We start from the raw sequence: 15710 nt of genomic DNA, 5'->3' as shown, positions 1-15710 counted from the left end.
TGGAAGCAGAGGAAGAGTTGAGGCGGTCATTATTCACCACTGTGCTGGATGTTATCCGGCATCAGTAACACTACAATTCACCTGAACCTTTCAGGTATTTAAAGTGAGGTAATAGGGATGAACTTAGCTTATGAAAGTATTGACGAATGCATCCGTTATGAACGCAAACTCTATAATCCCAATATATGTAATGTTAACTTTCATTTGCACGAAGAGTTTGAGATTTACTTTTTAATCTCAGGTGATGTGAACTATTTTGTTGAAAAGAACATGTATCCAATCAAATATGGCGATTTAATGATTACAAATAATCAAGAAATCCATAAACCTTCCTTTCAAAACGATCATGTATACGAACGAATTACGTTACAATTTGCACCACATATCGTCCGTACGTTTAATTCTCCAAGTCTCGATCTTCTAAGCTGCTTTCTAAACAAACCTAAAGGCCAACAAAATAAGATTACGCTTCAACCTAGCCAAATTAAAGAAATTCTGCGTCTTTTTAATCAAATAGAGAATCTTAAACCCCATGCCGGCTATAAGATTTTGAAACTGAATTATCTCATTGAAGTGTTAGTCTTGATCAATATTATATTCAAAGACGTTAATCGTTCGGAAAATCTTTCTTCTATGCCAGAATTATTAACTTCACTATTAGACTATATTGATATGAATTTGGAAAAGGATCTTACGCTTGAATCTCTTTCTACTAAGTTTTATGTGGATCGATTCTATATGGGGAGAGTTTTCAAGAAATATATCGGCAGTAACATCCATGAATATATTCTTTTCAAACGAATATCCAAAGCTAAACAAATTCTCTCGGAGGGCTATAGCGTCACAGATACCTGCGAACTGTGTGGATTTAATGATTATTCTAATTTTTTAAAAATGTTTAAACGAACCGTTGGTGTCTCCCCCGGAAAATATAAGGGTAATTTAGAACTTATCGATCCATGAAATTATCAAAGTCACAATTATTGGCTATAGCGCATATGACCAAGTACGCAAGAAACCACAAAAGCGAAGCTGAGCGAGCAATTAAGGAAGTTCTTCAAATGTCTAATATCGCATTCGACACATTTGAAGATACCGTGGCAAAGCTAAAGGCGCACGCAAAAGTCGCCCTGCATTTTCATCCGGACAGACCGGATCCGACGATGAAAAGTGTAGCCGAAGCTCTGCTTGAGCAGGGAATTTATAAGAGCCAGTTTGAGACATTATTATCTAATGGCAGCGTATCGGCTTATCCTGGCGGCCAACGCGACCTTTGGGAGGATAAAATGTTTGGAGGAGCCTATCAACTTATGGGTTCAACCAATAACCAACGTCCCAAGTATGGGGCGCTGGATCTGATGGTACATCCTGATGGCCCAGCTCCGCGTTTTGGATCGTGCTATTTCCTTCTCTCCCCGAAGGTCTCCTATCGCTGCACATTCACTTATTTGGATTCGCATCAAGACCCTAAGGAAAAGGGTACCTACGAGGAGTTTGATCTCATTCTGGCGGCTCTCATGCAGGATGCGTTTTTTAGAGATTCTGCTCTCGGTGAAAGAGATCTGACGCCACGGGAACTCATCAATCATGTGCTGCTTCATCTCGAGAAGCCCTTCTCGAGTCCTGAGTTCAAAGAACCTGGCCGCAATCTTAACCATTATATTGAAGCCCAGGTACATGGCGATATTTCTCTTAAAGAAGACGTCGAAGTGCTTGTTGCAGACCCTTCATTCAAAGGCACTCAGGTAGGGCGGACTCTGGAGCAAATATGCCTGCAGTATTCAATTGATCTCCATTGGCACATGGGCTTTGGACTTTTGGTCGACGAGGTTCCCACCGATTTTAGAGGTCCCTCAATGCCTTCCTTGGCCAGACGCATTGCGCCAGAAGATTTTATCGATGTATGTATGATTGGATCTGCTGCAATGGACTTAAAACGCGATCCCGATTCTTGGAGCGATCGCGGAACCTATAAGGAAGTACTTCAAGAATTAAAGCTATTGTGGCATGTACTCGTGAGATATGGAAAGCCGCTTCGAAACTTTAAACGATAAAATGTGAGAAACACCAACCATCCGTAGTCATCTACGAGATTGGTTGGTGTTTCGTCTTTCAATAACGTCCTTAATTAGCTATTACGATTTAATGGATCCAACCATCATACCTTTAATAAAGTGCTTTTGAAGAAACGGATACACCAGCATAATCGGGATAGTGGCCACAACGATAACCGCCATTTTCAGTCCTTCCGGGGAAACGGACAACAGCAATTCAGATGATACGTCAGCCGAGCCCAAGTTGTCCGTAATAACGATTTCACGCAACCGTACCTGCAATGGAATCAACGACCTACTGCTGATGTAGTAAATGGCTTGCGAATACATATTCCAGTTGCCAACGGCGTACATGATTCCCATCGTAGCCATGATCGGCTTGGATAACGGGAGAACCACACGCCAGATCATGCGGAACTCGCCGCATCCATCCATTTTGGCAGAGTCAAACATCTCCGTAGGCAGCGTCATAAAGAAAGAACGCATGACGAACAAGTTGTAGGCACTAACTGCGCCGGGAATGATCAACACCCACAAAGTATCGAGCATATGCAGATTTTTTAGGAGCAGGTAATTCGGAATAAGAGGCGCATGGAAGATCATGGTGAACAGCACCAGTAAAAGCGCCGGTTTTCTGTAAATGTATTCGGCTCTGGACAATGGGTAGGCCAAGCTTGCCGTTGCCATTAAATTAATGCATGTACCGAACACCGTAATCATGACACTGTTTCGGAAAGAGATCCATATCGAAGGATCCTTTAAAATCATATGATAATTTTCGAGCGTAAAGCCTACAGGCCACAGCCCTACGGTTCCGCTGTTAATTGAAACCGCATTGCTAAAAGATTGCGAAATGACATTCAAGATTGGAAGAAACATCGTGAGGCCGATTACGAGTAGAAAAATCATATTGAATAGCTGGAAGGCACGCTGTCCTTTTGTTAAAATCACGTCTTTTATCCTCCTTTTGACTGAAATAAAGTTAGTACAGGCCGTTTCCGGTAGTTTTTTTACTCAGTGTATTACCAAGCATAATAAGCAATAAGCCAATAACAGATTTGAAGAGTCCGATTGCTGTTGTATAGCTGTACTGACGATCTATAAGACCAGCGCGATATACATAAGTATCCAGGATTTGACCATTCTCACTGTTAAGCGAGTTTAAGAATACATAAACCCTTTCAAACCCAAAGTCCAAAAAGCTTCCAATGTGCAATAAGAATAAGATTGTAATAGTAGGCAAAATCGAGGGAAGAGTAATCGAAATCACCTGGCGGAACTTGCCCGCTCCATCGATTTCAGCTGCCTCATAAAGGTCTGGATTAATACCCGCGATAGCTGCCAAATAAATAATCGTTCCCCATCCGCTATCCTTCCATATGCCTGAGCTGATCAGGATGGAACGAATGTAGCTATTCTCACCTAGAAAATAAATAGGTTCAACATGGAACAAGCCTAGGATGTGGTTAATAATTCCTGTAGAAGGAGAAAGGATCCCGATGACAATCCCGCCGACAATCACCCAGGAAAGAAAATGCGGCATGTAGATAATCGTCTGCATCGCTCTTTTGTAGCCATTGAACCGAATTTCATTTAACAGCAGAGCTAGTATAATCGGTATAGGAAATGCAAAGACCAAATCATACATGCCGATCAATATCGTATTTTTTAAAATGGTAAGGAATTCGTCATAAGCGAACATCCGTTTAAAGTGTTCCAATCCTACCCACGGACTGCCTGTTAGTCCTTTAAAAATATTGTAGTTTTGAAAGGCAATGGACGAGCCAAGCAAGGGAATATATTTAAAAATGACAAAATAAATAAGCCCCGGAATAGAAATCACGTATAAAGGCCAGTGTTTCATTACAAACGCTCTTTTAGCTTTTTGGGATGTAAATGTATATACGGTTTGTCCTGCCGAATCTGTTTTTGACGCCATGGTTGTCTTTCCTTTCTGTCCATCTGAATGTTTGATGGTCTCATCATACTATGAGCCCCCGAGTGAGAACATGGAGAAACTTCAATTCTAGGTGTGTTTTTCAACAATCAGGCACAAAAAAAGACCGCAGCGTCAGCGGTCCTTTCTCCTCATTTATGGTCTCTATATGAGTTCCTTTAAAGTCGTAGGCATGATCATGGTCAGCTTGGTTCCCTTTTCCACTTGACTCTCGATCTGCAAGCCGTACTGCTCGCCAAACACCATCTGAATTCTCCGATGAACGTTGACAATACCGATGCCGCCAATCCCTTTAGAAGAATCGTTCTCTTTATCCGCTAGCTGATTCGTGTGCAGTTTCTCACGCAGTTCCTCAAGCCTGGCCTCGTTGATACCAAGACCATTATCCTCGACGCTAACCCAGAACTTATCTTTATCCTCGCCAGCATCAATTCGAATATAATGATAATCCTCCACACCGTCTGCAAAAGCATGCTGAAAGGCATTTTCAATCAGCGGCTGCAGTGTTAACCGAACCATATTATTGAGCAAATAATTCGGATGAATGCATACATCTACTTCAAATTCCCGGCCGATACGATGTTTAAGAACCACCAGATAGAACATGACATGCTTTAATTCGTTAGATACAGTTATCTCTTCCAGATTGGTTTGCACGGAATAACGCAGCATATAGGCAAGCGCTTTGACAATTTCATAGATTTCCTTGGAATCCCTAATGACCGCATAGCAAACAATCGTTTCCAACGTATTGTATAGAAAATGAGGATTAATTTGCAGCTGCAAAGACTGCAGCTCTGCCTTTTGACGCTCCATTTGGCTCTTCTGATCACTTAACTCAGCCTGATACACTTTATCTACAAGCTCCGAAAGACGGGTCACCATCAGATTGTACCGGCTCATCAGCTCTGTGATCTCGTCACGATGCTCCGGAAGCGGAATTTGGACCCATTTCCCCTGCTCAGTTTGACGCATTGCCCCTCTCAATATGCGTATCGGCCCTGTGATCGATTTCCCGAACCGGAAAGCTATCCATAGCGCGATTCCCAATGTAAAGCATCCGACAACGATCGTCGTTGTCCGAATCGTATCACTCGGTCTGCGCAGCTCCTCCACCGACATTGCTACGACCAACCGCCAATTGCCATAGGTTGATCGGCGGCTCATGAACATTTGCGGCTTATCGTCGATTACGGCAATAAAGGCGTTGGAGCTTGCCTCTAACACCTGACTGCGTATGGCTTTGGGTAGTTCCGCTTCCGCAGCCGCAGCTGTTTTCTCCGTATCCGGTTGGTACACATACTTGCCATTTTCGTCCGTAATAAAAAAGTAGCCATCCTCCCCCAAATCTATGCCCTTCCACAGCTCTGACAACTCAGCCGCCCGTAATTCCACCACAAGAATCCCTTTGGGTTCCGTAGAGGAAAGCCCACGAATCTGCCGGGCCAATGTTATATTTTGTTGTCCTGACAAAATGCTGTGGTTCAGTACACTCAAGCTTCCATCTGGATTCGTATTCTCTTTGAAAAACTCCAGTTGTTGTTGAGCTTCCTCCTTACCAAACGATCCGCCTACTGAATCATTATAAAAATACATCGCATTATGATTAAAACTAATCATATAAATGTTGGAAATTTCCGGATTGCGCGCAAACGCCGGCTCGATGAGAAGCTCCTTTATCAGCTTCCGCAGCTCATAATATGGATAGCCGATTTCCTCCTCTGGCAAATCAATGAACCGCTTAACATAGTTGCTGCTCAATAAAGAAACCATGGACCGCTCATAGCTTCGGATATACAGATCTGTATGGTGGGCGGCGTTACCTACCACCTGCGTCAGCTGCTTCTCCACGATCTGATCAAGCTCGCTGGAAGAGCTCCAGTATGAAAATACACCGACGCTGGTCAAAGAAATCATAATAACAACGAAATAGGATAGGAACAGCTTGGGGTATAAATTAATTTTTTTCATTTCATTCCCAACGAATCCCGATAATCCGATGGAGAAATACCAAAGACTTTCTTAAAGGTTTTGGTGAAATGGGGGTAATCGTCATATCCTACCTCTGCCGCTATATCCACGGTTCGTTTATGAGGAATCGACAGCAGCTCACGAGCCTTGTCCATTCTTTTATTGATCCGGTAACTGACGAACGTTTCATTGCTCATTTTTTTGAACAAAGTACTGAAATAATTCGGTGTGATACCTACCATGTCCGCCACTTCCCTTAAAGAGATATCAACGGACAAATGATTGTCAATGTAAGCCTTGGCTTCCTCCATGGGGTCCTTAAAATTGCCACGGCGTACGACCAAAATATCCATCATAACGGTTTGCAGCCGTTCCTCAAATTCTTTAAAAAGCTCCGCCTTGGATGATGAACGGAAGGCTTCCGTCAAATCCGAGCTGAGCCGGCGGTTTTTCTCTTGAAATTGCTTTTGCAGCAGGACGGCCGCATCGAGCAGCTGCTCTTTCAGCTGAGGCGCAGACAAATGGGAGCAATGGTCTTTCCACTCCTCCATCGTCTTCAGCAATTCCTCCTCCTGCAATAGCCAAATACTGTTCTCTATCCGTTCAACCCAATCTACATACCGGGATACGGGGATATAGCCTTGCGATTGCGATTTCACAATGATATCGAACACATCGTGCAGATCCGGCGGTGTAACCGGCTTAAGCAAATAGTGTTTGACCCCGTATAACAGGCACTTTTGCGCATAATCAAAATCACTATAGCCCGAAACAACGACCATCATAATATGAGGATATTTCTCGTATACGTTCCGGCAAAGCTCTAAGCCGTCCATTTTGGGCATGCGGATATCCGTCAGAAGCAGGTCTGGTTCAAACTGAATGATTTGCTCCAGAGCATCAAGTCCGTTTACTGAGGTTTTAATTTCTTGAAACTTATGCGTATAGCTCTGCGCCATCATCATCAGGCCGCTGCGAATTACGGGTTCATCATCTACGATTAACAATCTCACGAAAGTCCAAGCCTCCACTTCTAACGTTTGTCACTTAGAAAAATTATACGCCCAAGAAAAGAAGAAAACCATGGCAATCAAAAAAGAGACTCCTTCTAAAGAAAAAAGGGACTTGCCCGCTGCTTGCGAAACAAATCCTTTTTCTATGGAATTGAATTTAATTTATGTTCTTGGTAACGATAGCTCCATTGCCCTTTTTATAACGCTCTGTAGCTTCCTTCAGGATATCGTTGCCGCCTTTACTTTTGTATTCCTCAATGACTTTCGGCCAATCTGAGATCGGTTCCTTACCGTAAATCATCTTAACCATATGGTCGAGAATTAATTTCGGTCCTACATCATCGGAGGCAGGAGCTACATCCGGATACTTCGAGTACGATTCAAGCTGCGGTACGAAGCGGATAGAACCCAAGCCTTCTTTGGAAACAATCGTATCTAAATACTTGATCATGTCGCGTCCGTCCTCAGACATCTCTTCTTTGGCTTTATTGTAGACTAGATCGTGTACAAACCAGAACATACCGCGGAATTGATCCTCTTCAATGGCTGCAGTGGCCGTTGGAGGCGTGAATTTGATTTTGCCATTCTCTGTTGTATACGTCTCGCCTTCGATACCAAAGGAGAAATATTTCTCGGCTTCCGGAGTTAGCATCCATTCAAAGAACTGAATAATCCGGATCGCTTTCTCCTTCGACACCTTGTTATTGATGTAATAAGAAGTACCTACACTGGAATAGAGCAAATGTCCGCCGAAATTTTCCGGTCCGCGCGGGGATGAAATAATTTCAATTTTTCCATCAGGTACCAGGTTCTTCAACTTGCTGCGGTAACCGGACAAGCTTTGTGCATTAGCCGACCACATGCCTACCTTACCAGCTTCGATGTTTTTGTTATAATCGGCTGAACTGATCGATGCGAAATCTTTCGGGATTAAGCCTTCGTCAAACATGGTCTTGAAGGTTTGAAGCGCTTTGGTCATGTTCTCCACATCGAAGAATTTCGGTACGACTTGATCTCCCTTTACTTCGAATTGAGCAGGAAGCACATCGTAGGCTCCAAGAATCGTATCTGCGTACTTGAAGTTTTCACGCATTTGATAAGGGTTCTCTACCCCTTTTGCTTTGAGTGCTCTCATCACCGTCATAAATTCATCAACCGTTTTCGGCGCAGGAAGCCCTGTTTTGGCAAGTAAATCAGTTCTAATGAAGGTGGCACGGCGGGAAGGATTGGAAAGCCACGATGGAATCCCGTAGATTTTACCGTTAAAGCTGGTTTCTTGCCACGCTTCCTTTGGCACCGCTTTCATGATGTTTGGAGCATACTGCTTCAACAAATCGTCCAAAGGCATGAACACGCCAGCTTCTACAGAACCGGACATCCCCTTTGTGGTAGCGCCTCCAACATTTTGGACAACATCTGGAAGATCATTGGAAGCAAACATCAGCGACATTTTTTGGTCAAAATCTTTCAAAGGAATCATACGAAGGTCTAGATCTACTTTTGAAAGCTCCTCCAGCTTTTTTACCCATTTTTCCTTATTAACATCTGCAGTTTGCTCTGCATATTTAAATCCGCTTGTACTCATTGACATAGAAAACTTCTGTACTTCTTCTTTTTTGGCTGCATCGCCAGACTTTGGATTCTTTTCTACACTACCACAACCCGAGAGCGTTCCAGTAGTCAAAACCAAGGTTAATGCGACAACCATCCCTATTTTCATTCGTTTCTGCCCCATTCTCTATCGTAATTATCCAACGTATTGGATATCTACATCTTACCTTCCCTTGGTTTGATCTGGAATGTGTTTTTTTCCAATGGTGTTGTGTTTGTGTTAACACTTAATTTATTGTACTACATTCGCAACCTCACTTCATCGTGCAATGATTTGGTATATGTTGCCATGCTGTACGTTGAAACTCGTTAGTTGTCCCATGTTTGAACAGGCGATCTCCTCTTCGTTTAAGACAACGACAATAGGCCATGAGGAGCGAACCGTACAAATACCATCCCTAGATGCTTGTATCGTCGCCTCGCTTAATCGCCCCTTTTCCCAAGCCAAATCAACGAGAAACCCGCCTCGCGCTCTCAAGCCTTTGATGAAGCCCGACGCCCAAGCGCCCGGCAGAGCCGGTAGGCATGTATTTCCCCATTCAAATCAGTAAAAAACAGCTTGAAAATATCAGACGAAAGCCATATGAACTTTCCCCCAAAAAAAGTGCCGAGCATTTGCAGCTCGGCACGATCTTATATCCCGAAATAAATATCGGAAACGCCTGGGTTAACGGTCTGAGTTAGTTGATTGTGATAGATCCTATAAAGCAATACTGCCGCTTCCGCTCTAGTGGCGTAGCCAACCGGATTCAGTATGTTTCCGCTGCCTTCGACGATACCGCCCTTAATCAATGCGGCAACATCGTTTACAGCGTATGAAGCGACATTCGACTTATCGCTAAACGCGTCAAGATCGCTCGCCGTCCCCTTGCCAGCGAATATCCCCGCTTTGCTCATCGCTCTTGAAAGAAGCACCATCATGTCCTGTCTGGAAATCTGTTCAGTCGGACTAAACACGCCGTCCCCTTGACCTTCAGCCAAGCCAAGCTGCTTTGCGACCCCAACCGCTTCATAGAAGTAATCGGTAGTCCGGACGTCGCTAAAGTTAGATTTAACATCAGCGGTAAATCCGAACGTTTTCGTTAACAACATCATGAAATCGGCGCGTGTAACATTCGCTTCGGGACTAAACGACGTATCCGAGGTGCCGGAAATAATCCCCTTTGACGCCATCACTTCGATCGCCTTCTTCGCCCAATCCACAGAAGCTAAGTCAGAGAAACTCTTCTTCACATAAGCTACAGCAAATGTGCTGAAATGTGTGGTTTTAAAATTCACAGTTCCCGTTTCAGCATCGTATACGCCGCTCGGAACTGATTGAGCTTTTCCCGTTTGATCGATATACCATACCACAATGTGCTCGGGATCCTTCAATTCCTCTACCGTAGGTTGATACGGAATGGCAACTTGAACGACCGCATTCGGATTATCAACGATGACGGGTTTGCCATCGACCGTTACTTTTACTTCAATAACCGGTTTATTCTCGATTTGATGTTTGATAGCGTCCGGAATCCCGCTGATGTCGGCAATAGCTATCACAAAACCTACTTCTTTAGCCTCATCGAGATTGATATGGCTTAACAGATGACTTGGAATCATAATGGATCCAAACTCCGTTACAATCGTCATATTTTGCTCGGAAGTCCCTGAGAACAGGCTTGCCGGTGCATATAATTGATACTGATTGGTACCTGCGACACTTTGGATCTCAACTACCAACTGAGTATCGCCGGCTGTTATAGCCTTTTCCACGTCTTCTTGATCAAGCTTAGCCGAAACTATTCCGTTGATTGGGTCCACTGTAACGTGTGGAGCAGCCTTTACGCCAGCTCCTCCCACCCCTACATATGAATTCGGAGGATTATCGGTATCGCGATCCGGTGATGTAGATGACTTCACCTCAAACGTTGTTCCAATTACTTGATCTGACTGTTGTACGCTAACGTTGACAAAATATTTACCGGCTATTCTTGTCTTCAACACATAGTTGAATTGGTATGATCCGTCTGAGCCGATTGCGGTTTGGTCTAATACATCCAACTGGTTCAGCGGATTTATGACGTGTAAAGTAACGAGCGTGCCTTGCTCTGAGCTTAATATACCGGATATCGTAACTTGACCATTTTGATCATTATATGATGCATGAACATCAACCGGCGAAGCAACTGCGGACGAAATCATCGTTCCGACATACATCAAAACGGCTACTAACAGAATCGTCCATCTTCGTAAGCTTATCAAACATATTCCTCCTCGGAATAAGGATTAAGGGAAGGTATGCCTATAAGAACCCTCCCGCATCTCCCATCACATGATTAAGTTAACTGATCTAAGGAATGATGACTTCGTTTGAGATTCTTATTCGACTTGATGTGTTGTTCCAAACAAAGGCTTTTAATTTGTACCCTATAACACTATCAGGCACCCTCATGATGGTCTTCATTTGCTTATTTTCACCAGCCGAGAACGAACTAGAAACAAAGGAGTACCGTACCAACCGGTTTTGCTGATCAAACATCCCTATAATTAGAACCCCATTCTGACTTATTGCCGAATTGTTTTGAACAGAAATACTCGCTACAACATCGGTAGAACGAATTAGGCCGGTTACCGCATTCCCGGTACGATCGCTCAGAGATAAGTCCTTCACGCCAAACAGTTGCTCTCCCCAGTTTTTAACAAAATTCACCTGAAAGGTTTGCAAACCAACGTTTTGATAGTCGTCAAGACTTGATACTTCGATTTCGTTCATTCCTTCTTTCAAAGTCATAGGAACTGTAAAAGTTACATTACTGGACGTTCTGGCATTTGTGAGCACTGCGTTTCCATTGACTTTGACAGTTACCTTGGCATCTCTGTTAATACTGCCCAATAAAGAAAAGGCTGGTGAGTCAACGACCATAGGAATATCGACAGAAGGTGTAAATATAACTGCTGCCTTATGATAGTTGACCACAATTGTCTTGGAGCTTGAAACATTGCCAAACAGCTCTTCATTAGATGCAGATACGACAATCGTATTAACACCTTCATTTAGTGTCACTTTTTTCGAGAAATTCTGACCCGCTTCTGTATATACGGCATCCACTACTGATACGCCGTTATTGGTTATCGCTATTTTCGCGCGATCGGTAACAGAGCCCGAGACGGTATAGTCAGGAATCTCAGACATATCGTTCGCAGCATTATCAAGTGAAAATTGCGGCGAAGAAGATACATGAAGGTCGGTAAAAGTGGCAGCCATTAAATAATCAATGTTTGTGGTCGACTTTGCTGCGTCTACAGCCATGCCGACATAAACTGTTTCACCATAATCGACAACATTGGAAGCAACCAAAGACCAATCTGTTCCATCCTTCGAAACGTATCCGGAAACTGTATTTTCTTTACGTTCAAGTTTTATCCAATAGGGAGCTTTTAAGCTCGTACTTCTACGCAGCTGCTCTTTATACCCGCTCCCAGCTTGGTTGCGGTTTATTACTGAGATCTTTATACCGCTGGTATCCACACTAAAATCATCGGTTGGATCCGTAGACAGGAATACCCCGGTTGCTTTTGATGAAGGATCAAGGCTTTCGCGCATCATAAACCCAGTCTTGACATCATCGTCGTATTCCGAATCAAACGCGACATTCGCATACATTTCAAAGTTCCCTTTCACCGGTTTATATACATAATGGAACGAGTCTGATACTCCCTTGATGTTGATTTCACCGGACCCTTTCACTTTGTATACATTTCCCGTCAGGTTGGCGGTACCGGGAATTTTGACTGAACCGATATCTTGAGACGTCCATGACACTACGTTATCTGGGCCGTTCGTGTACGCAATGGCAGGCTCGGACAAAGTCATTACCCCGTTATTATCAACTGCTTTTGCATAAATGTAATGCTGGCCTTCCGGAGCGTTTTCCCAAGTAAACTCGAAAGGTTCACTCGCATCCTCAAATAGCTTCTGGTCCCTATCGTAGAAAACCACCTTAGAGATGGATCCCCCGCTGGCAGCCGCTGCTGCTGTTGCACGAATATGGATCGGCTCGTTAATGTGATAAGACTGGTGCATGGTCGGCATCTCGATAGAAACAGTAGGATTAAGCGGCACAGGTACATCGACCAATCCATTGATGTAGTCCTCAATATTGGTATAACCGTTCCCGTTTATATCGCCGAAGCTGCCATTTGGGTTGCTTGGGATTTTATTGTGGGCGGAATCCAGACCGTTATCGTTTGGATCCAAACCATGTGCAAGTTCCCAATCGTCCGGCATGCCGTCGCCGTCGGTGTCAACCGGTGCTGGCGCGGACATTAATTCCGGCAAACCGCCATCGTTTGCAATCTTGTTTACGGTTCTTCCGGTTCCGTTTTTCACTTCACTCACGATACGGGCATCAAGCGAATCCCGCTTCGGAATGGAGGCCCCTCCATGGAGCAGTACTTTCTCATAGGCCACTTCAGCAGAATCTGTTGATGTCGGTCCGCCAACGGGATTATTCGCATCCGGATAAATAAATGGTGTCGATTTGAGTGTGAAAGTGGAATCCGGGTTTATTGCTTTGTAAGAACCGTTCGAATTTTTCACCAAGTTATTCGCTGTTACTTCAGGATCGCCTACAACATAATTTCCGTTGACATAAAAGGCTCCTCCGCCTGCATCCCCAGCCGAGGGCGCGACAATTCGGTTAAAAGCGTTATACGTATTAGGCCCCGGCTTATAATAATTGTTGATCATGTTAATCCCTGTTGCCATTTCCCCGCCATATGCCGTATTGCCTGCCCAGTTATAAATAACGTTGTTACGATAGTCAATCTTCTGAGGGTAATTCACGATATCCGTCGCCCGTGCAAACCGAACATTGCGGTTAATATGGTTAGTAATCAAATTGTGTGCAAACGTGATATTCGATCCTCCCCATATACCGCCGTAGCCATGAGGGCCTTTCGTGTGAATGGAGTGGTTTAAGCTGTTCGTGATGAAACTCCATTGGAGCGTAAAATTTTTGTTATTCTCCGAAGAGAATAATTCATCCGTACTCCAACTGCCTGAAACGTGATCGATAATTACATTGTCTCCTGTAATGTTGAACGTATCGTCAAGAAGTGCTTCACCGCCACGGAATCGGATATATCTGACAATAATATTTCCTCCTGCCGTACTCGTTCCACTGCCAACTTTAACCGCATACCCGCTAAGGGCAATGCCGTCGCCAGGAGCCGTTTGTCCGGCAACCGTAAGATTGGGCTGACCGATCGTCAACGGTCTAACCAAGTTGATGTTCCCGGATACGCTGAAAATAATCGTCCGGTTTGGCTGGCTTACGGCGTCGCGAAACGACCCAGGGATAGGAGCAGCACCGTCCGCGTAATCCAAAAGATTATTGACCACATATACGGAACCGCCACGGCCTCCGGTTACATATTTGCCTCCGCCTTCAGCGCCTGGGAACGCCGGTGTTCTAGCTATTTCGGCAGGGTCAATTTTAATCGAAATTTGTTTACTCGTGCTAGGAGTTCCTATTGCGTCAACGTACCGATATTCAATGGTGTGTGTGCCTGTATCGCTAACCGTAAATTCTTTTGTGTAAAATACCCATTGTCCATCATTTAAACGGTACTGCACTCGATCCGCAGCCGGGGCATCGTTGTTCACTTCCATATAAACGATGACTGGCTTGGTGTAAGCGCCCAAAGTTCCGTCCGGCAGCGCAGGATCCTTAATGGGTACAACAGATTCGAAGAGTTTCGGGTAAATAACTCTCCGGCTTGGATCCCATCCTCCAAATATACGAGGTATCGTAAACAGGCTTGCCTGTTCTGCAGTCATAGCAAAATGACTGGGATCTGTGTCGTTTTGCAGCTTTCGCGTAGTTGGACTTGCGCCAGGTCCCGAGCTATTGTACTCGGAGTAATGGTAAGTAAGATTATCCGTCATGACCGTCCAACCGTCTTGGTGAATATGTTCATCCATCCACGTATTAATAAAACGTACGGTTGGCTGGTCCTGCCAAGGACGCCCTAAGTAGTGTTTTCCTTGCGTCGTGCTGTCCTTCAATAAACGGGAGTTCATAAACACGATTCCGGGAAGTTCGCCGGTTGGATTTTGGGTAGCGGCTGCTGTAATGTATCCTCCAGAGCGTGAAGGACCGTTCCTGCTGACGATGTCAGAATGATCGAAAACAGCCGCAGTTGCCGGCCCATAAATAAAATCAACGGATCCCATGATTTCACAATTGCGATAATATTGTCTGCTGGTTTTATCGTAGTAGGTGACTCCTACGTAAAGGGTATCTTGATAACCGATAAATCTGACATTCTCGAAGACCACTTGATCTGCAATGACGCGCGCAGCTAGTGCTCGGCCTTTCGTAACATCAGAGGAATTCTCTAAGGTTAAGTTAGCTGCATAAAAATTATTTGCTGTCGTTTTTGTACCATCCGGCCTATCCTTCGTTCCACCGACGGTAATCGTCGCCGTATCCAAAGCAGCTAGTGTTGAGGTTGCGCCGCTCGAGGTTGGTGTAAATTCATTATCATTGTAAAAAATCCTGGTTTTATCCTTGCCCGCACCGATTAAAGACACATAAGGCACAGTGACAGAGATTTTTTCGTTATAGGATCCCTCTTTGATGTAAATAATCTTTCTAGATGAATTGTTGCTAGGGATCGATTCAAGAGCAGACTTGATACTGGAAAAATCGCCGGTTCCGTTTTGAGCCACAGTCAATACCATGGCAGGATTCGCAATAATTTCCCCACTAGGGCTGCTTTCACCGCTTGTATTGGAAGCACTTACAAGATAGTAGTAAATGGTACCATTCGTGACACTTGTATCTGTATACGAAGAAGCAGTTAACGTGTTGGTTAGTACGGTATAAGGGCCGCCGCTTTCTGTACTTCTCTTAACTGAGTACGCATTTGCTCCTGATACAGATGACCACGACAGCTCAACGCTGCCATCATTCGCAATCGCAGCGACATCTGCCGGTGCTGACAATTGGCCTGTTTGACTCGTTTCAGCAGCATCGACAACGGTCACGCCAGGAAACAGCAGAATATTTAGCATAAGCAAGAAACAGATCCCTATACTTAGGGCTTTCTTCATTG

Annotated in this window: 10 protein-coding genes; 2 read left to right on the top strand and 8 right to left on the bottom strand. The window is 44.3% G+C overall.

Annotated features, from left to right (window positions below; genetic code table 11):
- The first annotated feature begins 117 nt into the window (after positions 1-117).
- Complete coding sequence (locus J2Z65_RS28995; RefSeq protein ID WP_167055432.1) at positions 118-963, top strand: AraC family transcriptional regulator; 846 nt, start codon at positions 118-120, stop codon at positions 961-963.
- Complete coding sequence (locus tag J2Z65_RS28990; RefSeq protein WP_167055429.1) at positions 960-2054, top strand: DUF3626 domain-containing protein; 1095 nt, start codon at positions 960-962, stop codon at positions 2052-2054. The genes J2Z65_RS28995 and J2Z65_RS28990 overlap by 4 nt, the downstream gene beginning before the upstream one ends.
- An 81-nt stretch (positions 2055-2135) precedes the next feature.
- Here the strand turns inward: J2Z65_RS28990 and J2Z65_RS28985 are convergent, their stop codons facing one another.
- The 8 genes from J2Z65_RS28985 to J2Z65_RS28955 form a co-directional block, all read right to left on the bottom strand.
- Positions 2136-2963, bottom strand: coding sequence for a carbohydrate ABC transporter permease (locus J2Z65_RS28985; RefSeq protein ID WP_167055535.1), 828 nt, complete (start codon positions 2961-2963; stop codon positions 2136-2138).
- Between the two features lie 73 nt (positions 2964-3036).
- Positions 3037-3993 (bottom strand): ABC transporter permease, encoded by a 957-nt coding sequence (locus J2Z65_RS28980; RefSeq protein WP_167055427.1) that lies wholly within the window; start codon positions 3991-3993, stop codon positions 3037-3039.
- A gap of 162 nt (positions 3994-4155) precedes the next feature.
- Positions 4156-5982 (bottom strand): cache domain-containing sensor histidine kinase, encoded by a 1827-nt coding sequence (locus J2Z65_RS28975; protein ID WP_167055424.1) that lies wholly within the window; start codon positions 5980-5982, stop codon positions 4156-4158.
- Positions 5979-6995, bottom strand: a complete 1017-nt coding sequence (locus J2Z65_RS28970) for a response regulator (protein WP_167055421.1) — start codon at positions 6993-6995, stop codon at positions 5979-5981. Before J2Z65_RS28970 ends, J2Z65_RS28975 begins: the two co-directional genes overlap by 4 nt.
- A 157-nt stretch (positions 6996-7152) precedes the next feature.
- Positions 7153-8715, bottom strand: a complete 1563-nt coding sequence (locus J2Z65_RS28965) for a type 2 periplasmic-binding domain-containing protein (RefSeq protein ID WP_167055418.1) — start codon at positions 8713-8715, stop codon at positions 7153-7155.
- Between the two features lie 150 nt (positions 8716-8865).
- Positions 8866-9084: a glycoside hydrolase family 95-like protein gene (locus tag J2Z65_RS35975; protein ID WP_420850780.1), complete on the bottom strand. Its 219-nt coding sequence runs from the start codon at positions 9082-9084 to the stop codon at positions 8866-8868.
- A gap of 155 nt (positions 9085-9239) precedes the next feature.
- Positions 9240-10850 (bottom strand): S-layer homology domain-containing protein, encoded by a 1611-nt coding sequence (locus J2Z65_RS28960; RefSeq protein WP_167055415.1) that lies wholly within the window; start codon positions 10848-10850, stop codon positions 9240-9242.
- An 88-nt stretch (positions 10851-10938) separates the two neighbouring features.
- Positions 10939-15708 (bottom strand): pectinesterase family protein, encoded by a 4770-nt coding sequence (locus J2Z65_RS28955; protein ID WP_167055412.1) that lies wholly within the window; start codon positions 15706-15708, stop codon positions 10939-10941.
- Between the last annotated feature and the right edge of the window lie 2 nt (positions 15709-15710).

The sequence above is a fragment of the Paenibacillus aceris genome, assembly GCF_017874035.1.
Taxonomy (GTDB): Bacteria; Bacillota; Bacilli; order Paenibacillales; family NBRC-103111; genus Paenibacillus_E; species Paenibacillus_E aceris.
Note: the sequence above shows the minus strand (reverse complement) of the source record. Positions and strands in the feature narration are given on the sequence as shown.